General features: G+C 67.7%; 15 protein-coding genes and 4 pseudogenes. 17 read left to right on the forward strand and 2 right to left on the reverse strand.

Translation table 11 applies throughout. The features are described 5' to 3' along the window. Positions 1–465: 465 nt before the first annotated feature. Both ACZ4O3_RS01115 and ACZ4O3_RS01120 read left to right on the forward strand, forming a co-directional pair. Complete coding sequence (locus ACZ4O3_RS01115) at positions 466–1,026, forward strand: GNAT family N-acetyltransferase (protein ID WP_467720998.1); 561 nt, start codon at positions 466–468, stop codon at positions 1,024–1,026. A gap of 259 nt (positions 1,027–1,285) precedes the next feature. Next, positions 1,286–2,809, forward strand: a complete 1,524-nt coding sequence (locus ACZ4O3_RS01120; RefSeq protein WP_467720725.1) for a helix-turn-helix transcriptional regulator — start codon at positions 1,286–1,288, stop codon at positions 2,807–2,809. Between the two features lie 1,462 nt (positions 2,810–4,271). Here the strand turns inward: ACZ4O3_RS01120 and ACZ4O3_RS01125 are convergent. Beyond that, positions 4,272–5,075, reverse strand: a pseudogene (locus tag ACZ4O3_RS01125) (IS5 family transposase); the annotation flags it as partial. Positions 5,076–5,704: 629 nt separating this feature from the next. Here ACZ4O3_RS01125 and ACZ4O3_RS01130 point away from each other — a divergent pair. From ACZ4O3_RS01130 to ACZ4O3_RS01195, 14 genes and pseudogenes are all read left to right on the forward strand, one after another. Beyond that, complete coding sequence (locus ACZ4O3_RS01130) at positions 5,705–8,620, forward strand: AfsR/SARP family transcriptional regulator (RefSeq protein WP_467720726.1); 2,916 nt, start codon at positions 5,705–5,707, stop codon at positions 8,618–8,620. A 207-nt stretch (positions 8,621–8,827) separates the two neighbouring features. Then, a pseudogene (locus tag ACZ4O3_RS01135) lies at positions 8,828–9,600 on the forward strand (transposase family protein). A 1,229-nt stretch (positions 9,601–10,829) separates the two neighbouring features. After that, on the forward strand, positions 10,830–11,585 hold the full coding sequence (locus ACZ4O3_RS01140) for a class I SAM-dependent methyltransferase (RefSeq protein ID WP_362713587.1): 756 nt from the start codon (positions 10,830–10,832) through the stop codon (positions 11,583–11,585). Continuing rightward, complete coding sequence (ectB, locus tag ACZ4O3_RS01145; RefSeq protein WP_362713573.1) at positions 11,582–12,841, forward strand: diaminobutyrate--2-oxoglutarate transaminase; 1,260 nt, start codon at positions 11,582–11,584, stop codon at positions 12,839–12,841. The genes ACZ4O3_RS01140 and ectB overlap by 4 nt, the downstream gene beginning before the upstream one ends. Positions 12,842–12,853: 12 nt before the next feature. Further along, entirely contained in the window at positions 12,854–13,852 is a 999-nt protein-coding gene (locus tag ACZ4O3_RS01150) for an isopenicillin N synthase family dioxygenase (protein ID WP_362713571.1), read from the forward strand. After that, the gene (locus tag ACZ4O3_RS01155; protein ID WP_362713570.1) at positions 13,849–14,529 is read left to right on the forward strand and encodes a 7-cyano-7-deazaguanine synthase; all 681 of its coding nucleotides are present in this window, start codon (positions 13,849–13,851) and stop codon (positions 14,527–14,529) included. Before ACZ4O3_RS01150 ends, ACZ4O3_RS01155 begins: the two co-directional genes overlap by 4 nt. Before the next feature lie 52 nt (positions 14,530–14,581). Continuing rightward, positions 14,582–15,295: a 7-carboxy-7-deazaguanine synthase QueE gene (locus ACZ4O3_RS01160; RefSeq protein ID WP_362713569.1), complete on the forward strand. Its 714-nt coding sequence runs from the start codon at positions 14,582–14,584 to the stop codon at positions 15,293–15,295. A 39-nt stretch (positions 15,296–15,334) separates the two neighbouring features. Continuing rightward, positions 15,335–15,697 (forward strand): 6-pyruvoyl trahydropterin synthase family protein, encoded by a 363-nt coding sequence (locus ACZ4O3_RS01165; RefSeq protein WP_362713568.1) that lies wholly within the window; start codon positions 15,335–15,337, stop codon positions 15,695–15,697. Between the two features lie 83 nt (positions 15,698–15,780). After that, entirely contained in the window at positions 15,781–16,374 is a 594-nt protein-coding gene (gene folE, locus ACZ4O3_RS01170; RefSeq protein WP_467720727.1) for a GTP cyclohydrolase I, read from the forward strand. Positions 16,375–16,525: 151 nt separating this feature from the next. Beyond that, positions 16,526–17,926 (forward strand): helix-turn-helix domain-containing protein, encoded by a 1,401-nt coding sequence (locus tag ACZ4O3_RS01175; RefSeq protein WP_467720728.1) that lies wholly within the window; start codon positions 16,526–16,528, stop codon positions 17,924–17,926. Positions 17,927–18,000: 74 nt separating this feature from the next. Next, entirely contained in the window at positions 18,001–18,828 is an 828-nt protein-coding gene (locus ACZ4O3_RS01180) for a fumarylacetoacetate hydrolase family protein (protein ID WP_362713563.1), read from the forward strand. Between the two features lie 250 nt (positions 18,829–19,078). After that, on the forward strand, positions 19,079–19,291 hold the full coding sequence (locus ACZ4O3_RS01185; protein ID WP_467720729.1) for a hypothetical protein: 213 nt from the start codon (positions 19,079–19,081) through the stop codon (positions 19,289–19,291). Between the two features lie 136 nt (positions 19,292–19,427). After that, complete coding sequence (locus tag ACZ4O3_RS01190; RefSeq protein ID WP_362713561.1) at positions 19,428–20,219, forward strand: alpha/beta fold hydrolase; 792 nt, start codon at positions 19,428–19,430, stop codon at positions 20,217–20,219. Further along, positions 20,216–21,340: a histidinol-phosphate transaminase gene (locus ACZ4O3_RS01195; protein ID WP_362713559.1), complete on the forward strand. Its 1,125-nt coding sequence runs from the start codon at positions 20,216–20,218 to the stop codon at positions 21,338–21,340. Before ACZ4O3_RS01190 ends, ACZ4O3_RS01195 begins: the two co-directional genes overlap by 4 nt. 16 nt (positions 21,341–21,356) lie before the next feature. Here the strand turns inward: ACZ4O3_RS01195 and ACZ4O3_RS01200 are convergent. Continuing rightward, positions 21,357–21,510 (reverse strand): annotated as a pseudogene (locus tag ACZ4O3_RS01200) (IS110 family transposase); the annotation flags it as partial. Between the two features lie 291 nt (positions 21,511–21,801). Here ACZ4O3_RS01200 and ACZ4O3_RS01205 point away from each other — a divergent pair. Then, positions 21,802–21,984: pseudogene (locus ACZ4O3_RS01205) on the forward strand (transposase family protein); the annotation flags it as partial. Between the last annotated feature and the right edge of the window lie 8 nt (positions 21,985–21,992).

Consider the following 21,992-nt stretch of genomic DNA (forward strand, 5'->3'; position numbering starts at 1 on the left):
CCGGCTCGCCGAACTCGTCCGCAGCAATGGAAGACCGAGGCCTTGCATCATGTCCGCGACATCACCCTCGCCGAGGACGCCTCCCAGCTGCGGACCGGCAACGCACCCCGCGCGATGGCCACCTGGCGCAACCTCGCCATCGGAGCCCTCCGCATGGCCGGAGTGAAGAACATCGCGGCCGGACTCCGCCACAACGCCCGCGATCCTGGCGGCCCCCTCGCACTCCTTGACCTCGATCACGAACCGGACGCCACGCGACTAGGCCGAATCCCTGCTCCAATGACGAGCACCCACCGTTACCACCGACTACGGAACAGAGCCTCCCATGGGCAGACCCACTTCTCCTCCAAGCACCGGCCTTGGGCCTTGACCTCACATGTGATGGGTGTCACTGGGCGGGCATCGAACTTTGTTCTCTGGAGGGCGTCTTGTGGGTCGCAGAGACACCCTGTGAGTGGAGTTGTTGTGGATCTCAAGACTCGTGGCCACGGCGCGGATGCGGCCGCACATGCCTTTGGAACAGCGATGGCGACGTCGGTAAGCGTCGTTCTGTCCGGCGAGTCTGAGCAACTCTTCATGATCATCCCGCTGACCGGCTCATCTGCGTCCCAAGCGCAGGACAGACCGGTCCGGGTGCGCGCACTGCGAGGCAGTGAGTCCAACGATTTTGCTGAGGTACTGGGCGCTGGCCTCGGCGCGCCACCCGTGATCATCTCCAGTGCGTACACGCCGGCCGTTCTGGACGCACAGGAGGCCACCGCCTACCTGGCCGAGATCGACGGGGTCGCTGTGGCTGCAGGCTTGGGGGTCGTGGCTGAGGGCCACGTGGGACTCATCAACATCGCCACACTGCCGCGGTACCGCCGGCGCGGTCATGCCCAGCTCGTGATCGAGAGGATCTTGAGTGACGGGCGAGCCGCCGGCGCGCACACGGCTTACCTCCACGCAAGCAACGAGACGGTGAGTCTCTTCGAGAGTGTCGGCTTCCGTATCACGGAAAAGTGGACGTCGCTGACCGCCGTCTGACCGACGCCTCGGTGGCACGGCCCCCGTCCCGCGGTTCCGTGGCCATCAGTCGGCCCCCCGTAAGTGGAATCCGGCTCTGTATGCAAACCCGTACGGATCTCTTCGCATGACTTTGTACGCCAATGACAGGACAGGAATGCCTCTCACGACATCGCGGCGCGCACGCACGAGCCTCGCGCAGTTCCCGGCGCGTAAGCGGCATGATCACCACCCTTGCACGGACTGGACGAACTCCACCCCGGCACGCACCCCCGTCTTCGTGGGCCGGGAGGTCGAGCTGGCCGAGTTGGTGCAGGCCGCCCGCGCCGCGGAGGGCGGCGACTCCCAGGCCGTGCTCGTGCGCGGAGAGACAGGGGTGGGCAAGACACGGCTGGTCGAGGAACTGCTGAGGACTGTCGAGACCGGGGCGGCCGTCGTGGCGGTCGGAGGTTGCGTCGAGTTCGGGGGTGACAGCTTCCCCTTCGCGCCGTTCTCCGAGATTCTGCGGACGCTGTGGCAGCACTTTCCGGACGAGGTGCTCGCGGCGAGTTCCGGCCGGGAGGCGCTGCTGGCGCGAATCCTGCCGGACCTGGACGTCCCGGCACTCGCTGCCCAGGACGATGACGTGACACGGCTGTTCGCCCTGATCACCCGCATCCTGGAGCGCCTGGCGTCGGAGCAGCCGCTGGTGCTGGTCATCGAGGACCTGCACTGGGCCGACGCCTGCACCCGCGAGCTGCTGGGCTCCCTGATCTGCACCCGGCGCACCGGCAAGCTCCTGATCGTGGGGACCTACCGGACCGACGACGTCCGCCGTGGACACCCGCTGCGACCACTGCTGGCAAGTCTGGGCCGCCTCCGGTCGGTGCGCCGCGTGGACCTGTCCCGGTTCTCCCACGATGAGGTCACCGGGCAGCTCACGGGCATCCTCGGGGCCCCGCCGGACCCGGACGTGGTGGACGACATCTTCGCCCGCTCCGACGGCAACGCCTTCTTCGTCGAGGAGCTCGCCCGCGCCTGCCGCGACGACGTCGGCAACGGACTCGACGACCTGTGGGACGTCCTGCTGACCCGATTGGATTCGCTGCCGGAGGCCAGTCAGCGGATCGTGCGCACGGCGGCCCAGGGCGGCGCCGTGATCGGGTACCCGCTGCTAAAGGCCGTGGCGGGCCTGCCCGAGGATGCGCTGATCGACGCTCTGCGCGCGGCGGTCCTCGCACAGATCCTCGTTCCCGAACCGAACGGCACGGACTACCGGTTCCGGCACTCGCTGATGCGGGAAGCGGTCGGCGCGTCACTGCTGCCCGGTGAACGGGCGCTGATCAACCGTCAGTACGGCGAGGCGCTGGAGGCCGACCCCTCACTCGTCAGCACCGAGGAGCTGACCGGTCGCCTCGCCCAGCACTGGCACGCGGCCCAGGACGAAGTGAAGGCGTTGCACATGACGGTCGCGGCGGCCGAGGAGGCGCGGAACGGGGATGCCCTCCTCGCCGAAGGGCGACGCGACCCGGAGGCGCACGACCGGCTGACCCGTGCGCACGCCACCGCCACCGCCACCGGGCCGGAGCGCGAGGATACAGCCGGCCCGGCCTCCTCCTACGGACTCACCCCGCGCGAAACCGAGGTACTGGGACTGGTGGCCCGCGGATACAGCAACCGCCGCATCGCGGAAGAGCTGGTCATCTCGCAGAAGACCACCAGCCACCACGTTTCCAGCATCCTCGCCAAGCTCAGTGCCTCCGGCCGCACCGAGGCCGCGGCAATCGCCTATCAGCACGGACTCCTCCCGACTCCCACCTCGTGACACCGGATCCAGTTGTATACAACAAGCAGCCCAGTCCCGCGATCTGTGGAAACGGTGCGTTGAGGTGCCCCTACCTGTGGCGTCGGCGCGCGTTGTGAAACAAAGCCAGCTGGCCCGCCTCTCGGCCTTCCGACCCGGTGGGCGGCCGGCAGGCAAGGAACAGCCTGAAGAGGTGTTCGGCCGCATCAGAGCTCATGACAAGTCGCTCGTCAGAATGACGGACGCCGAGGGGGCCGGAGCCCACTGCCATGTCGGCGATCAGCGGTATGCATGGGGGAAGATTTTCGACTGGCTCGACGATCGAACGCCTGCCAAAGCGCGCCAACCATGATCTGGCCGCTGACGGAGCAAAGACTGGTACTCCCTTGCCTCTGGCATGGAAGCTGACAACTGGCGCCTGAAGGTTTCGGCGGTTGATCCACGAGGAATGCTTCTCGTTTCAGGAGCGACAGCGAACGCCTCTGCGCCCGGTGATGCCCTCCGACGCGGCTGAAGAAAGGCCGGCTCCCGGTACTGCTCCTGCGCTCCCAGGGGCAACGTCAGCCGCCACATCTGGTTGGACCGACCGACCGCGTCCGCGACCTGCCCTCGTGCCTCAGCCAGACGGGCAAGCGCTGCGGTCCTCGCAGCCGGATCGTCCGCCATCAGTCCGCACGCCCAGCCCAGACGCTCATCCCATGCACAGGCGTCGTCCGCACCCGTACCTGCCTCGACAGCCACGCAGGAGACCACCCCCCAGCGCAGCCAGCTCGCTCCACCCGGCGCTACTGGCAGACGCAACAGCCCTGAGGCGCAACGTCCGTGAGCAGGAAACCGTCGGCTCGACCTCCTTCAGCCCACGTCACCACGAAACGGGTGCCCCCCCAACTACGCCAGGCGCCCTGGCGCGTTCCGGGCTTTACACCGTCGTCGATGTCCGCGCGACGCATCGATTTCCACAGAGTCAACGCGTGCGTTCCGGCGTCGGCAGCCACCTGCTCGACCGTTACGCCCGGACCGGGTTACTCGCGTGACTCGCACGACAACCTCGCGGAACTCTCGCGGACAAGGCTTGGGTACAGCGGCATCCTTCCCACCCGCCGTACAGGACAAGCCAGTTCAGATTTCACCCGATCGTGCGGCAGATCGGCTAAGTTACCGGTATTGCGGCTACGGGGTGGTTACACACCACTGCTCGGGCCAGATGGGGAAGAATCCCTAGGTTCGCTATCCGACGTAGAGCGGAGGGCGGTCTATCGTGTTGAAATAGATAAGGAGTTATCCCCATGTAAGAGGTGGCTGTCGTTGGAAGGATTGATACGCAGAGCTTGCGCATGACGCACCGCGTGTTGGAAGGCTCATCGGTCCCCTCGCGTCGTCCGTGCAGGCTTACGCCCGCCGCACAGTGTCTCTCATATTTGCTCCGGAGCTGGAGGGCTGCAGCAGTTGGGAGCAGGAGGTCCTGACAAAGGCGTTGCACGTGGCGGTGCGTGATCAGGCAGGTGGCGAGACCGAGGAAGGCTTCGTGGATGTCGTCGCGTCGTTCCCATCGGACCCGCAAGTGGCGGAAGCCGTGCAGCCACGCGATGGTGCGTCCGACCACGTTACCGGAAAACGCCCAGGCCGGAGCCGTGGGGTTGGCCTCGTTCGGCGATGACCGGGCAGGTGCCGCGCTGCCGCGGCGAGCGGCAGTACTTGTCGTGGTCGTAGCCGCGGTCGGCGAGGATCGCGTCGGGCCGGCGTCTGAGCCGGCCGGTGACGCCGGCTACGGCCGGGACCATGTCCAGCAGGGGCGGCAACTGGGTTACGTCGTTACGGTTTCCGCCGGTCAGCGACGCTGCAATCGGGATGCCCTGCCCGTCTGTGAGGACGTGGTGCTTGCTGCCGGGCCGTGCGCGGCCGACCGGGCTCGGACGGCTTTTTGGGCCGCGTCGGACTGCCCGGACGTGGGAGGAGTCGATCACCGCCCGGGACCGGTCCAGCTTCCCTGTGGCTCGCAGCTACTTCAGCAGCACCAGGTGCGGATCGTCCCACAGGCCCGCGTCGTTCCAGGCCGCCAGGCGCCGCCAGCAGGTCGTGCCCGAGCCGAAGCTCCACTCCTGCGGCAGGTTCTCCACTGGATTGCGGTATGCAGCACGAACAGGATGCCGCAGAGGGCGTGCAGGTCAGGAACCCGTGGCCTGCCCTCGACCGGCCTCGGACCAGGTTTGGGCAGCAACGGCTCGATCAATGACCACAGTTCGTCCGACACGACCCAAGGCCGCGACTGTCTCCTCCCCACCACCAGACCCACGAGCAATCAGACCGACAGTCACGTGATCGACAGCTTCTGTCAGGACCTCTAAGTGCACCTCCAACCTGCCCTTGCGTGGCCTCACGTAGGCACGGTGCTTTCCGAACAGGATGGAGGTGCCGCTGGACCAGCCCCGACCGCCAAGTCAGAGCAGGAGGGGTGCGCCGGCACCCCCCGACATGTACTGCCTATGCCCGACACTGATGAGGAATCCGTGACCCGAAGCGAGCCTCTGGCTGACATGCGCGACATGTACATGGCATACCGTATGTTCTGCCGAGAGTTCCGCCGACGACCGACTGCTGCCACTCGCAGAGACACTGGCGCTGACTGACGTCTACACGGAAGAAGAGCAGCACCACGACTCCCTTGTCTCTCGGGTACCGGCCGGGGCAAACCCCATGGCACAACAGGAGACTCAGCGCTGGAGGGAGCCGCTGTTCTTACCGCTCGGCGAGGACACCTCACAGAGGCGCGTGGGTCCTTCCTGTTCTCGCTGGAGCGGCCCCGGCCTAGTCGGCACAGCCAACGCTTTCGGCGGACTAGCCAGGTCGGCACGAACTCCGTCCAACTTAACAAGCCGGACGTCAACGCCTGGCTGGTACCACAGAAGCAGGGCATACATGGCACATTCGTCAGCCTACGTCGGCAGCGGCGTAGCGGCAGCTCCCTTCCGGGTGCTCGGACCGCTTGAGGTGAGCGGCGAGTCGGGGGCCGTATCCGTGGCATCGGGGCGCCAGGAGATCGTCCTCGCGGCCCTGGTGCTCGAGTTGAACCGGGTGGTGGAGACGACCCATCTGGTGGATGTCATCTGGGCTCACCACCCGCCGAAGACCGCACGCGCCCAGGTACAGATCTGCATCTCCCAGCTCCGCAAAGCACTTTCGGACGGGGGAGTTGACGCCACCATCGAGACCCGCGCTCGTGGCTACATCCTGAAGGCTCCGGAAGGCGCGACCGATCTCGGCAACTTCCGGCGCCTGGTGACAGAGGCGGATGCGCTGGCCCGTGACGGTATGAAGGCGCCTGCGGTGGAGGCGCTTCGCTCAGCGACGGGCCTGTGGCGGGGGCGGTGCTTGGCCGGTGTACCCAGCGAAGTCCTGGCCGGCACGGCAGCGCAGTGGGACGAGAGCCGCCTGGTGGCGGTGGAGACCTGCATGCGGCTGTCGCTGGAGCTGGGCCGTCACGAGTACCTGGTCGGTGAGCTGATGCAGCTTGTCGCCGACCATCCGCTGCGTGAGCGGCTGCGGGGGTACCTCATGGTGGCGTTGTATCGCTCGGGCAGGCAGGCGGAGGCGCTCGACGCCTACCACCAGGGCCGCGTGTTGCTCACCGAGGAACTGGGCCTGGACCCGGGCAGGGAGCTGCGAGACCTCGCGCAAGCGATCCTGACCGATGACCCTGGTCTGGCATTAGCTGAACAACCCGAATCGCGAGCCGTCGTGGCGACGCAAGCCGCTCAGTCGGCGCAAGAACTTGGTGCCGATGCCGACCCCGTCGTCACCCCTCGGCAACTGCCCGCCGACATCCTCGATTTCGTAGCCGACGACACGATCGTTTCGGCGCTCTGCGACGCCGTTACGGAGGGTATGGGGATAGGGCCGCTCCGCGTGACCTTGGTACTCGGCAGACCCGGTGTCGGCAAGAGCACTTTGGCCACCCACGTGGCGCACCGACTGGCAACCGAGTACTTCCCGGACGGCCAGCTCTACTGCGATCTTGGCGGACTGGGCGGCCAACCGGTTGATCCGGCCCAGGCCTTGGGGCGATTCCTGCGAGCACTGGGCATACCCAGCGCGGCCATCCCCGACTCGCTCGACGAGCGCGCGGAGATGTATCGCAGCCTGCTGGCCGGTCGCCGGATCCTGGTATTGCTGGACGACGCGGTGAGCGAGTCGCAGGTGATGCCGCTGTTGCCCGGAACCGGCAGCAGCGGCGTGCTGGTCACCAGCCGCGGCCTGCTCACGGCGTTGCCGGGTGCACGCCGGTTCGACTTGGAACCGCTGAGCACGGAGCTGGCCCTCCGACTGCTTGGACGGATCATCGGGGAGCACCGGGTCGAGGGTGAGGCCGAGGCGGCGCGGGTCCTTATACGGTTGGTGGGCGGGTTGCCGCTCGCGCTGCGTATCATCGGGGCGCGTCTGGCCGCGCGCCCGCACTGGTCATTGACCTCCATGTGGAACCGGCTTGAGAACGAGCACCGCAGGCTGGACGAGCTGACACACGGCGAGCTGTCGATCCGGGCAAGTCTTTCACTCAGCTATGGCGCCCTGGCGCCGGCCGACCGTCGGCTTCTGTGCCTGCTCAGCCTGGCCGAAGGAACGGTGATTCCGAGCTGGCTGGGTGCCGCCCTCGCCGGTGACCCCACGTTGCGCCCCACCGACCTCCTGGAACCGCTCGTCGACACGCGGCTGCTCGACATCACGGCCATGGACCAGGGCGGTGAGACCTGGTACGGACTGTCGCTCGTGGTGCGGACGTTCACGCGTGAAAGGCTGGCCGCGGAGATTCCCGAAGCAGAACGTGTCGAAGCGGTGCGACGTATGGTGGGTGGCTGGATGGCACTCGCTGAGCGGGCGACCAAGGAGATCTACGGCGGCGGGTACACACGTGTGTCCGGCCAGGCCGAACGGTGGTATCCGCCGGAGAACGTGGTGCGACGATGCCTCCGTGACCCGCTCGGATGGCTGGAGAGCGAGCAGACCAACCTTGTGAGCGCAGTGGAGTTCGCGGCCCGGTTCGGGCTGGACGAATTGTGCTGGGAGCTGGCCACCAGTCTGGTGACGCTGTTCGAGACGCGTGGGCGTTTCGACCTCTGGGAGCGCACGCATCGGGTAGCGCTGACGGCGGTACAAGAGGCCGGCAACGAACGAGGTCAGGCGGCGGTTCTCGGCTCTTTGGGGAGCCTGCACCTGCACCGGAGGGAGTACGACGCGGCAGGCCCATACCTCAGCGCCGCTTTGGGGATGTTCGAGCGCATCGGCGAGGCGCGGGGCCAGGCGCTGTGCCTGCGTGATCTGGCGCGCATTGAGCGGCGCCATGGTGACGACGATCGGGCCATGGCCCTTTACGAGACTGCCGAGCGCAATTTCGTGCGGGTGAAGGACGTCATCGGTCGCGCGTATGTGCTTGGCGACATGGCGCGCATCACAATGCAGCGAGCAGATTTCACGCGAACCCGTACATATATTGACGAAGCCCTCGGCATCTTCCGGTCGATCGGCTCCGACCGTGGCCAGGCCCTCGTACTGCTGCGGTTGGGCCAGATGCTGATGTACCAACAGCAGTACGAGGCGGCGGAACGGACCCTGCTGGAAGTTCTCGCCATGGTCAGGGCGAGCGGCGATCTGGTCGGGGAAGGGTATGCGCTGCACGACCTTGGCCGGGTCAATGTCGATCTGCGTCGCGAGGAACAAGCCATCGAGTACTACTCGCAATCGGCGAGGGTTCGGGAGCGGATCCTGGACCACAGCGGGGCCGCTGCGGTACGGGCTGACATCGTTGCCATCCTTGACAGGCCCGTGAAATCACTCAGCTGACACCGTCCGGCGCCCGACAACCTCCTGTCGGACACCTCAGTTCTCCTTCGATGTGGCCATTGGCGTTCTCTCAGTGGTGATCATTCCCAGACGCCATTGAGCTCTTTCCAACCTCCCCTGTCAGCTGGAAATTTGTGATGACAGACAAATGAAGTCGCTGGTAGACGGGCTTTCGGCCAAGAGAACCGTGTCCACCAGAGGCTTCGCATGCTTGTCTGCCCGTCCGGCGTGGACGTGTCCAGCTCCACCCTGCGCCTCCTCGCCGCTCGTCTGAGGGAGCACCGCCGCGCTCTCGGAACCCGATGGCGCGCCTGAACGCATGCCGACTGGCCCTGCTCATCCTCGCCCACCTGCGTAACGGCCAGCCTTCCGCCCAGCTCGCGGCCGGATTCGGGATCGGCACCACCACCGCCTACCGACACCTCACTGAGGCCGTCAACCCCCTGGCCGCCCTCGCCCCCACCCTCACCGAAGCCGTATCAGCGGCGTCGGCGAAGGCGTACGTGATCCTGGACAGGACGCTCCTGCCCATCGACCGAATCGCCGCCGATCGCCCGTCGGTCTCACCTGCCTTGGCCGGCGCCGTCCACGACGTCCGGGCCGCGCGCGAGCACGGCATCATCGAGGCACTCGCCGAGGCCGGCATCACCTGCTGGGCAGACAGGGGCTACCAGCGTGCAGGCGGGACGGTCCGTCTCGCTTACGGCGGCCGATGGGACAACCTCTCCATCGGTCAGCAAGCCGTCAACCGGTCCCACGCAAAGATCCGCGCACTGGTCGAACAGGCCATCGCCACCCTCAAGTCCTGGCGCCTCCTTCGCGAACTCCGCTGCCCGACGGCCCGGATCACGAGTCTCGTCCAAGCCGTCCTGGTCCTCCCCCTCGCCGCCACGGGCCGGGATCGACCCGCAGCATCCACCAGGTCCGTCATGCGGCCTCGGTCGTCCCAGCCCGCAGACGAACGTCGAAGGACGTCGTAGCCAGGGTCCTACCAGACGTCCGTGACGCAGCGCCGATCGGCCGTCGCCACAAGTCGGAATGGGTTCATCGAGGATGAAGGCGGCTCGGGCGATGTCGCCGGTCCGGCTGGGGCTGAGGGTGACATGTTGCAGGGCCCGTCACCGTTGTCCGGACCCGGCTGCGGCGCGTTCGCCGCGGGCGCGGACACCTCTGACCAGGTTGGGGGGTGGTGCGCGTGTCCGCGTGCAGGGTCTGCTGGACTGGCTTTTCGGGCGCCGGACCGGGGCAAGGATGCCGATCCCCGCGTCGATGCGGCCCTTGCCGGCGAGGGTGGCAGACAGTCGGCGGCTGCCTTGTACAGCGCGGGCAGTGCGTGGATGCGTGCGGTGGTGATGTCGGGGCGGAGCCGGGCGCGACGCCGGAGACTACAACGGGGTGCCGTCCGGGCGGACAGGAATTGCACGTTGCCGTCGAAGGCCCTGCGTCTGCGGCGGAACCGCAGATCGTTGCCGTTGCCACCATTCCCGGCGAGGCGGTCGGACTCGATCAGCGTGCCATTGAGTGTCACGTGCGCCGGGCCCTCGCGTCGGCAGCGGACCGGGACCTGGTGCAGGTCGGGAGCCAGGCCGGCGAGGACTCCTGGAGGTAGCGGTGGCCTGTGCCCCGGGAGACGCCGACGTCTCGGGCCAGGCAGTGTCCCAGCCGCGCTCGCGAAACCAGCGCAATACGAGCACGGCCTGGCGGAACGGGCCGAGTGCGAGGTTGCTGCGCGGGCTGCCGATGCGCCGTCGTTGTGCGGCCGGCGAAGGGGAGGTGCCGGCTCTCTGCGAGCGACTGCCGCCGAGCTCAAGCAGCGTGACCTGCCAGGCTGCCGCTGACAATGACCCGCCCCCGCACGTCACACTCGGCTCCAGTCCCATCGGCGGTCTCTCCCGCACCGCACGCATGCCCGAGCTATCACCGTCTTATCCCGGCTCTATCTGCCATGGGAATGGCGAGTCGATAGGGCGACGCCGGAGATTGGGTCCTGCCGACCTCGGCGCCCCTTCGGCAAGTCCCTCAAGGAGCAGCCCAATGACCGTAGTGACCCGACACCGCGGTGACGCCTGCCTCGATGGGCCCCATACCGACGGAAATTGTTGACGATGCCGGTCCGAGCAGGAATCGCTGCAGTGCAATCACGGCGTGTGGACGGCAACGCTTTAACGCAGTTTTCCGTGCCGGATCGACCAAACCGAGTCAGGTGATCATGAACCCGGAATTCTACTCGCGCGTTGCCGACGAATTCGGCGAATATACCAGTGGGGGGCTGCGCACCGACGTCTTTCCGGACGGTGATCCGGAGACTGCGTTTGATGAGCTGGCGAGGGGCCTGGGCGGTCCGGACGGCCGACTGGTCGACGTCGGCTGCGCCGACGGGCGCAGCCTGCTGAGGATCGCCCCGGCGTTCGGAAGCGTGCTCGGCATCGACATGTCGCCGTCGATGCTGGAGTCCGCCGAGCGGAGGCGCGAGGGGATGGGGTTGGGGCACGTCGGGTTCGAGCGACGTGATGCAGCCCGTACCGGCCTTCCTGACGAGGTGGCTGACGTGCTCACGTCCCGACGAGGGCCGCTGTTCCTGGGCGAGTTCCGCAGGGTGCTCAAGCCCGGCGGTCATCTGATCTACATGGGCATCGGCGAGACGGATGCCCGCGAGCTGAAGGAGACCTTCGGCCGGGGCCAGCTCTACGGCCGCTGGGACGGCAGACCGGTGATGGACGAAGTGGTGGCGGAGCTCACCGGGGCCGGTTTCACGGTCGTGCTGGAGAAGGCTTTCCGGACCGAGGAGTTCTACCACTCGCCGGTCGAACTCGACACGTTCCTGCGGCAGGTGCCGATTTTCGAGGACTACGACACGGAGGCGGACCGGGTTCCGTTCGAGCGCTACGTGGCATCGGCAGGCAACGATCGTGGTGTCCGGCTCGACCGGCACTGGTTCGTGGTCCAGGCGAGGAGGACAACATGACGGTCTTCGACGACCTCGAGTCCGAGGTCCGCAGCTACAGCCGGCTGTGGCCTGTCGTGTTCGACCGCGCACAAGGCAGTCGGCTGTTCTCCGAGGACGGCCGGCCCTACCTGGACTTCTTCGCCGGTGCGGGTGCACTCAACTACGGTCACAGCAATCCCTTCCTCAAGCAGGCCCTGGTGGACTACATCGTCCGGGACGGGGTCTCGCACGCGCTGGACATGTCCACCGTGGCGAAGCGGGACTTCCTGGAGACCTTCCAGGACGTCGTCCTGACACCGCGAGAGCTGCGGTACAAGGTGGCGTTTCCCGGTCCGGGCGGTGCCAACGCGGTCGAGGCGGCACTGAAACTTGCCCGGCGGATCACCGGCCGGCAGTCGGTGGTGAGCTTCACCAACTCCTACCACGGGATGACTCTGGGGGCCCTCGCGGTCAGCGGCAACGCGACGAAGCGTGCGGCCGCCGGCGTGGCTCTGACCCTGACGACGGCCCTGCCCTACGACGGCTATCCGGGCACAGGGGAATCCGGCCCGCACCATCTCGACCGGCTGTTGTCGGACCCGGGCAGCGGGCTGGACCGGCCGGCGGCCGTCATCGTGGAGACGGTTCAGGGCGAGGGCGGGCTGCGGGCCGCCGACACGGACTGGCTGCGCGACCTCGCAGAGGTGTGCGAACGGCACGAGGTGCTGCTCATCGTGGACGACGTCCAGATGGGCTGCGGCCGCACTGGGTCGTTCTTCAGCTTCGAGGACGCCGGGATCACCCCCGACCTGGTGTGTCTGTCCAAGTCCATCGGAGGGTTCGGCCTGCCGCTGGCTCTCACTCTCATCCGGCCGGAGCTGGACGTCTGGAAACCGGGCGACCACAACGGGACGTTCCGCGGTGTCAGCGGGGCATTCGTGACCGGAGCGCAAGCGCTGCGCTCCTACTGGAGCGACGGGACGCTGGAGAAGTCCACCCGCGAGCGGGGGGAGCGGATCGCTGCGGCCCTGGGTGCCATCGCCGACGAGCACCCCGAGGCGGGCCTGGAGGTCCGGGGCCGGGGATTCGCAGCCGGGCTGCGAATCCCCACCCTCGGCGCGGCCCGCGCGGTGTGCGTCGCGGCCTTCGAGAACGGCCTGCTGATGGAGACCTCCGGCGCGGCCGGCGACGTGGTGAAACTGCTGCCCCCGCTGACCGTCAGCGACGACGACTTGGACGAAGGTCTCGACATCATCCGTACCTGCGTGGACTCGGTACTCGAGCGGAGCAACTGAGAGGTCAAGGCTGTGCCAGGAAAAATTCCCGAAGTCGACCTCGAGGCGTGGCGCAAGGCGTCCGACGCCGAACGTGCGCTGATTGCCGAGAGGTTGGACGCCGCGCTACGCAACACCGGAATGTTTCTCGCGTCGGGGCATGGTGTGCCGCGAGCGGTGATCGACGACTTCCGGGACACCGCGAAGCGGTTCTTCTCCTTGAGCAAGGACGTCAAGGCCCGATACGCCATCGAGGCCGCGTACGACAGCGGGTGGCTGGAGATGCATCCCCCCGGCGGGGTCGGTGTGCCGGAGAGCGAGGCCGAGGACGCGCCGAGCGCGCCGGATCTTCACGAGTCGTTCTACATCGGGCCCGGCCACCGTACCGGCGACGAGCAGCGGGACCGGTTCAACTATCCGGCGAACCGCTGGCCAGTCGAGCTGCCGGAATTGCAGGCGGCGGCGGATGTGTACACGACGCACATGGTGCGGGTGATGCAGGCGGTCAACGAGGTGCTGGCCGTCACGCTGGGGCTCCCGGAGGACTTCTTCACCTCGCGGGCGCGGCGGGCGACGTGGACGCAGAACGCCAGTTGGTACCCGTCGTATTCGAGCATCGGAGGGGTCGCCCCCGGTCAGTTCCGCAACGGACCGCATACCGACCTGGGGACCGTCACGTTGCTGAGCCGGCAGCGTGGTGTGGGTGGGTTGCAGGCGTGGGACGACGAGGGCTGGTTCTCCCCGCCATACAGCCCGGACTCGCTCGTCGTCAATCTCGGTGACCTGATGGAGCGGTGGACCGACGGTCGCTGGCGGGCGCTGAAGCACCGTGTGCTGCCGCCCAGCCCGGCGGCTCCGGACGAGGAACTGCTCTCGCTGGTCTTCTTCTTCGAGTCCGACCCCGACACCCTGATCGAGCCGTTGGCCGTTCCGACCGGTGGCGGCCGGGGGCTGTCGCCGGTGTACGCGCGGCGGAGCGTCCTGGAGAAGCTCGGATTCTCGCCCGACTCCGTCCCGGGGGCCGAGGCATGAGCAGAATCGTCACCGTGGTGTCCGGAGGAATCGACTCGGTCACCATGGCGCATCACCTCGCCGCCGAGGGCCACGACCTTCAGGTGCTGGCCGTCGACTACGGTCAACGCCACCGCAAGGAGCTTGAGTTCGCCGCCGCCGCCGCACGACGGCTCGGCGCGCCGTACGAAGAGGTCGATCTGCGCTCGCTGAGTGGCGTCATGCGCGGATCGTCGCTGACAGACCCGTCCGTGGCGGTGCCCCGCCCGGGCCGGCCGGTCGACGGCAACCCGAACATCGTGCCCAACCGCAACGCCGTGTTGCTGTCGGTGGCCTTCGCGCTGGCAGTCACCGTACGGGCCGATGCCGTCGCTTTCGGCGTCATGGCCGAGGACGTCGGTCCGTCCGACACCTCGCCGGAGTTCCTGCGACTGTTCCTCGCGATGGAGCGGGTGGCGACCAGGGGTTCGCTTTCGCCTGAGGCCGAGCTGCTCGCTCCGCTGATCGAACTGCCGAAGACCGGGGTCGTCGCTCTCGGCGAGAAGCTCGGCGTGCCCTGGGACCAGACCTGGACCTGCTTCCGCGGTGAGGACATCCACTGCGGCGCGTGCGCGGCGTGCGTGGAGCGGCGCGGAGCCTTCGCGGACCTCGGCATCACGGACCCGACGACCTACCGCGAAGCGTGGACACCGCGTTAACCGGTGCCGGCCACCTCACCGGTGGCCCCGACATGGAAGGAGACGGTGCCGCGTGGAACCGGAACTCGTAGTCAACGAGATCTTCGGCCCCACCGTCCAGGGCGAGGGCCGGTCGCTCGGCCGCAGGTGCGCGTTTTTGCGGCTCGGCGGCTGCAACCTGTCGTGCAGGTGGTGCGACACGCCCTATACCTGGGACTGGACCGGAGCGGGCGACTCCGGGGTCGCGTACGACCCCCGTGAGGAGTTGCACCGCCGTCCCGTCCGCGAGGTGGCCGAGGAACTCCTCAAGTTCGGCGTCGAGTTGATCGTCATCTCCGGTGGGGAGCCGCTCGGCCAGCAGAACCGACTGGTCCCGCTGGTCGAGCTGCTCACGGCGCGAGGTCTGGAGATCGAGATCGAGACCAACGGCACACATGCTGCGGATCCGGCCCTGGTGGCCGCCGGAGTCCGCTTCAACGTCTCGCCGAAGCTGGCCCACTCCGGCGACGAGGCGCATCGGCGGATCGTGCCGGACGCGCTGAGAAGCCTCGCGGCGACTGACGGCACCACGTTCAAGTTCGTCTGCCGCGATGCCGGAGATTTGGATGAAGTGGCGGCCCTGGTAGAGGAGTTCGGCTTCGACTCTGTCTGGATCATGCCGAAGGGGCAGACGGGCGCCGAGGTGGGCCGGCACATGGCCGAGCTGGCCGACGCGGTGATCACACGGGGCTGGAACCTCACCACGCGCCTGCACACCTTGTTGTGGGGCGACACGCGAGCTGTCTGAACGCCCGATGGAATCAAGTGAGAAGGACGAACCGGAAATATGACGTTGCGCATCACGAAGAAGTTCGAGTTCTCCGCCAGCCACCGGCTCTCCGGCCTGGCCGAGGGACACCAGTGCTCTCGGCTGCACGGCCACAACTACGTCGTCGAGCTGGAGCTGAGCGCCGATCTCGCCGAACTGACGCCGACGGGGTTCGTCCGTGACTACGGCGAGTTGGTCCCCTTCAAGTCGTGGCTCGACCAGACGCTCGACCACCGTCACCTCAACGACCTGGTGGACAAGAACCCCACGGCCGAGAATCTCGCGGTGTGGCTCTACGAGCGCTGGTCGAAGGAGTTCCCGGAGCTGACCTGCGTGCGCATCTCCGAGACCCCCAAGACCTGGGCCGAGTACCGGCCCTGAACAACCGGCCGGCTGACGAGAGCAGCCGCCCGTTCATCGGATTCGAGCAACGGCCGTACCGGTCGGACTGGAGAGGTGTCTGAATGTCTGTGACGACGTGGATGCAGGAGGATGACGTCGACTCGGAGAAGCCCCGAGAGGAGGACCCATTGGTCGGACTCGCCCGGCAGCTTCTGAAGGAGATAGGGGAGGACCCCGACCGTGACGGGCTGCGCGACACACCGGCGCGGTTCGCCCGTTGGTGGCGCGAGTTCATCAACTACGAGCCGGGTTCGGTCGGCACCCTGTTCGAGTCGGTCGGCACCAGGCAGCTGGTGATCGTCTCGGACATTCAGGTGTGGTCCCTGTGCGAGCACCATCTGTTGCCGTTCAACTGCTCGGTGACGATCGCCTACCGGCCGACCGACCGGCTGCTGGGCCTGTCGAAGTTCGCCCGGATCGCGCATCGGCACGCGCACAAGCTCCAGGTCCAGGAGCGGCTGGTCTCCGAGATCGCCGAGGCCGTCACCGCGCTCAGCGGGACGGAGGACGTGGCCGTCATCGCCAGGGGCGAGCACCTGTGCATGACGATGCGCGGCATCAAGGCGGCCGCCCAGATGACCTCGACGGCCTACCGCGGGGCCTTCGGCGAGGACGCCGGGCTGCGGTCCGAGATGTTCAGCCTGCTGCGTCCCTGAAACCGATCCGCACCCTTGAGACCTATCCGGGGCCGATGCCCTGGCCCGTACCGGGTCGCTGCCGCGGCCCCGAGGAGCATGTGCCATGGAAATACCATCGGTGTCAGGAATCGGACGGATCGCCACGTGGCCCTCGGGGCAGGAAACGCCGATGACCCTGCTCCGCGAACCGGCCGCCGCCGGTGAGTCGATCAGGCAGAGCATCCCGATCGGATTCCGCCAGGACCGGGCCGAGGACGACGGGACCGGCGCCGCGCCCTTCGGCCGACGACTGCGCGACCTGCGACTGCGGAGCGGACTGTCCCAGAAGCAGCTGGCGCGCTCCAGTACGCTCAGCGTCCGAGCGATACGTGATTTGGAGAACGGGAGGGTACGCCACCCCAGGGCGGACTCCCTGCGCCTGCTCGCCGACGCTCTTGGACTCAGCGCCCCCCAGATGGACCGGCTGGCGAACGACCACTCGCCCGGCTGCCCGGCGGGAGCCATCGAGCCGGCCGTGAGCGGCCCGTTCATCGGCCGGGAGCAGGAGCTGGCGGCGTTGACGACGATGCTCGGTGTCGAGCACCACCGCTTGATCACGATCACCGGGCTCGAGGGCGTCGGCAAGACCCGGCTCGCACGGGAGGTGGCGCAGGCACTGGAGACGGCCGAGGACTCGACGGTTTTCTGGCTACCCCTCGACGACGACCGGCTCCGTAGCGGAAAGGCACCGGCGGGGGGCCCGGACCAGCCCACGTGGTGGCGTGAGGTCGTGCACCGCGGGCGCGACAGCGGACGGCGCCTCGCCGAGATCATCGGGGAGGCGAACAGCATCCTCGTCCTCGACGGTGCCCGGCCGGAGGACGAACTGACGTCCATCACGGCGCATCTCCTGGCCGTCTGCCCCCGGCTGCGGGTTCTCGTCACGACGAGAAATCCCGTCGGCATGCCCCCCGACACCCTCTTCCCCCTCGCGCCTCTCCCGGTGCCCGCGTCGGACATCGAGCCGGCGGATCTGGACGGCGTCGCGTCGGTGGCCCTGTTGCTCGCGCAGACGAAGCGCATTCGACCGGCCTTCCGTCCCGACCCGCACGTCCTCACGGACGTCGCCCGGATCTGCCGCGCGCTCGACGGCCTTCCCGCCGCTCTCGAATCCGCCGCCCACTGGGGCTTGATCTACTCCCCGCGGCAGCTCGCCCGTCAACTCGCCGTCGAGCCGCTCACCGTCGCACGACGGCCCCTGGGCGGCCCTCAGCGGCCGGACGCCTACGCGTCGGTCCACCACACCGTCGCAACGCTGAGCAGCCGCCAACGCGACCTGCTGTCGACCATGTCCCACAAGCCGTCCCGAGAGAATGACGGTTACTGGTCGGTGGCGGAGGTGGCGGACGAGATGGGCCTGCCGGCCGCGGACTGCGCCGATGACATCTACCACCTCGTCATCCTCGGCATCCTCCGCCGCGTCGACCGTCACGACGTGGCGATGTTCCGCGTGCTCAACATCGTCGGCATCGTCGGACAGGACGCGATCGCCGGGCCGAACGACATCGCAGGACAGCACACAGCCGCGTGAACTGGAAACCACCAGAAAGGACCTGACCAGTGCGCCTCTGCACTCTTCGCACCGAGACCGGTGAGGACGTCGGCGTGTCGGTATCGGGCGGAATCGCCGTACTGAGCCTCATCAACGCGACCGAGGGAACCAACTACGGCCCCACCCTTCTGGACATCATCCAGAAGGGCGAGGCCGTAGCGCTCGCGGACACGGTCGCCGCCCTGCCCGACCCCGGGGTGCATGGCGTGCGGGCCGAGCCGTTGTTCGGGCCGCTGTACCGGTGCCCGCCGAAGCTGTGGGGCGTGGGTCTGAACTACGTGCGTCACGCTGACGACCTAGGCGTCCTGCAGCCGACCGACGCCCCTGGCTCCTACCTGCGGCCACCCTCCACGGTCATCGGCTACGGCGACGACATCCTGCTCCCCGACCAGTCGCAGCGCGTCACCGCCGAGGCCGAGCTCGGCGTGGTCATCGGCACCACCTGCCGCGACGTGCCGGCTGAGGACGCCGCGTCCGTCATCTTCGGCTACACCAGTGTCCTGGACATGACCGCCGAGGACGCGATCAGGGTCAACTCCCGTCACATTCCGTGGGCGAAGGCCTTCGACACCTTCTGCAGCCTCGGACCCTGGGTCGTCACCCCTGACGAGATCCCGGACCTGTCCGCCGTGCGGATCTCCACCGTCGTCAACGGGCGTACGATCGCGTCCAACCAGGTGTCCGCGATGAAGTTCGACCCCTATTGGCAAGTCGGTTACTTCTCCGGCGGCATGCTCCTCGAAGCCGGATCCGTGATCGCCACGGGTACCCCAGGCGCCGGCGTCATCCACGACGGAGACACCGTGGAGGCCCTTGTCGAGGGCGTCGGCCACCTCCGCAACACCGTCAGGCTCAAGGGGATGCGTGAACTCGACCGCTGATGGCGGTGGTTGAGATATCGCAGCGTCCAGCGGCTCCGGCCCTTGCTCGTCGGGTCCAGGCTGAACTCCAAGAACGGTTCGGTCCCGGCGGCCTCGCTGGGAACGGTGCAGACGGGCTTGAGAACCTTGGCGGCGTTGTCCCAGTCCTGGCGAGCCCAGTACCGGATGCTGCTGCGAATCAACGTTGATGGCGCCCACAAGACAACCGGGTGAACGCGGTCCAGCGGGCGGGCCACTGCGTCATCGGAAATTGTTCGGGCTTTCGGCCTCGGACTCCACCGCCCGGCCCACACTGGCCGCGCTGGACGAGGCCGTTCTGGCGAAGTTCGCAAAGGTGCGGGCGACGGTGTTCACCGACGCCTGGGGCGGGAAGCATCCGGCGATCGTCCGGCTCTGGGAGATCCGCAAGGCCGTCCGGGCCCGGGAACAGTTCCCCGCCGACCGGGCCGCCCCTACCGGCTGAGTTCCACCGTTCGCTTGACCCCAGCTTGGCCGGGTGACGACTCACGAACGCGTCACCCTCGTGTGTCGAGGCGATCACGTCCCCTACCGTGGCGTCAGACGGCCGCTCACCATGTTCACCTCCGAAGGAAACTGCCGTGCCGCACACCAAGACCTCGGACGGAGTCCGCATCGCCTACCAGGTTCGCGGTGACGATCCCCCGCTCGTGTTGCTCGCCGGCCAGGCGAACGACCACCACTGGTGGGACGGCGTCCGCGACGACTTCGCCGGCTCCCGGAGCACCGTTACGATCGACTATCGTGGCACGGGTGAGAGCGACAAGCCTCACCTGCCCTATTCCACCGAGCGGTTCGCCGACGATGTGGTCGCGGTCCTCGACGAACTGGCCGTGGAACGGGCGGACGTGTACGGCACGTCCATGGGCGGACGCGTCGCCCAGTGCCTGGCCGTCCGCCACCCCCGGCGTGTGCGTGCCCTGGTGCTCGGATGCACCTCGCCCGGCGGTCAGCACGGCATCGAGCGCAGCAGTGAGGTCCGCAAATCCCTGATCCAGCCTAATCCGGTCGAGGCGCGCCAAGCTCTGCTGAAGCTGATGTACACCCCGGCCTGGCTCGCGATGCACCCGGGTCCCTACCACACGCTCGGTGACCGGAGCATGCCGGCGTATGCGCGGCGCGGGCACCTGGTCGCGAGCGACGGGCACGACGCGTGGGACGCGTTGCCCGGCATCGTCGCCCCGACCCTGGTACTGCACGGCACTGACGACCTGCTCAATCCCACCGCCAACGCACCGCTCCTGGCAGCCCGCATCCCGGGCGCCAGGCTGGAGCTGATTCAGGGCGCCCGGCACGCGTACTTCGAGGAGTGCCGCGATCACGCCAGCCCACTCGTCCTCGAATTCCTCGACCAGAAGGTGCCCCTCCGATGACCCGCGTCGATGATCTGCCCGTTCGGGACGAACTGCGCGGCCAAGCCCCGTACGGCGCTCCCGGACTGGATGTTCCGGTACGCCTGAATGTCAACGAGAACCCCTATCCGCTACCGGAGCCACTGGTGCGGGCGATGGCAGAACGGGTGCGAGAGGTCGCGGGCGGGCTCAACCGTTATCCGGACCGGAACGCACTGGAGCTGCGGGCCGGGCTGGCCAGGTACGTGACCCGCGTCACCGGTCATCCTGTGGACGCTCGGCGGGTGTGGGCTGCCAATGGGTCCACCGAGGTGATCCAGCAACTGTTCCAGGCGTTCGGCGGCCCGGGCCGCCGCGGCCTCGGCTTCGAGCCGTCGTACACGATGCACGGGTTGATCGCCCGTAACAGCGGAACGACATGGATATCCTGCATGCGGGACGAAGGCTTCGGCATCGATCTGCGCGCCGCGCGCGAGGCTCTCGCCGAGCAACGACCGCACCTCGTCCTCATTACCTCTCCGAACAATCCGACCGGTGCTGCCGTCCCCGCGAAGACCGTGCTCGAGTTGTACGACACGGCGCAGGAGGCCCGTCCATGCATGGTCGTCGTGGACGAGGCGTACGGGGAATTCTCCGACCTGCCGTCCCTGGTGCCACTGGTCGAGGACCGCCCCCACCTCGTGGTCACCCGCACGATGTCCAAAGCCTTCGGCGCCGCGGGGCTGCGTGTGGGTTATCTGGTCGCCGACCCTGCCGTGGTCGACGCTGTACAACTCGTGCGGCTGCCTTATCACTTGTCGTCCATTACCCAGGCACTCGCCATGGCTGCGCTTGAGCACACCGACACACTGTTGGCCTATGTGGAACAGCTCAAGGACGAACGGCGGCGCGTCGTCAACGAGTTGACAGCAATCGGCTATCATGTCGACGAATCCGACGCTCCCTTCGTGCAGTTCGGTCCCTTCGACGACACCCACCGGGCGTGGCAGGCCATGCTCGACCACGGAGTCCTGATCCGCGACAACGGTGTACCGCGTCGACTGCGCGCCTCCATGGGGACACCGGCAGAGAACGACGCCTTTCTGCAGGCGGCCCGCGCGGTGTGGAAGGAAACGACGGCGGGGGCAAGCACCCCCCTGTGATTTCAAATGCCCTTTGTCACGCCGCGTGAGCGGTGGGAGGCGCGGCCTCGTAGGGTCCGACCGTCGTGCAGGAGTGTCCGGAGGACGTTGACGCGGCGGCGGGCCAGGGCGAGGACGGCCTGGATGCGGTGCTTGCCCTCGGAACGTTTACGGTCGTGGAACCGGCGGGAGTCCTCGCAGATTCGGATGCTTCGCCGTCGGTCGCGGCACCGGGCCTCGACGGCCGGTTGAGCCAGGCGGCCTGCTGGTTGAGGGCCGTCGCCTCCCTCGACAGCGCCTGCACCAGCCGGGCGGTCGGTTTCTCCCCGGGCGGCTTGTGTGCAGGCGCCCGGCAGCCTCCAGAGCGGTTCGGCGAGATGGCCAGCGCGCCGGACCCTGCGGTTCGGCAGCCAGGTCTCGAACCGCTTCTTGCCTGGCCGGCGCAGCGCGGCGGTGTCCGGTAGCCGGGCAGCAGCATGAGTGTCCGGGCCGACGAACCGCACTTTTCGCAAAGACCCAAGAAGCACGGCATGAATGTCCAGGCCATCACGCGTCCGGACGGCACCCCATTGTGGTCCGCACCGGCCACACCAGGACGCACCGACGACCTGGCCGCGGCCCGCACCCACGGCACCGTCCAAGCCTGTCTCACCGGCCAGATCCTCGCGGGTGC

The organism is Streptomyces sp. NPDC026515 (genome assembly GCF_055567595.1).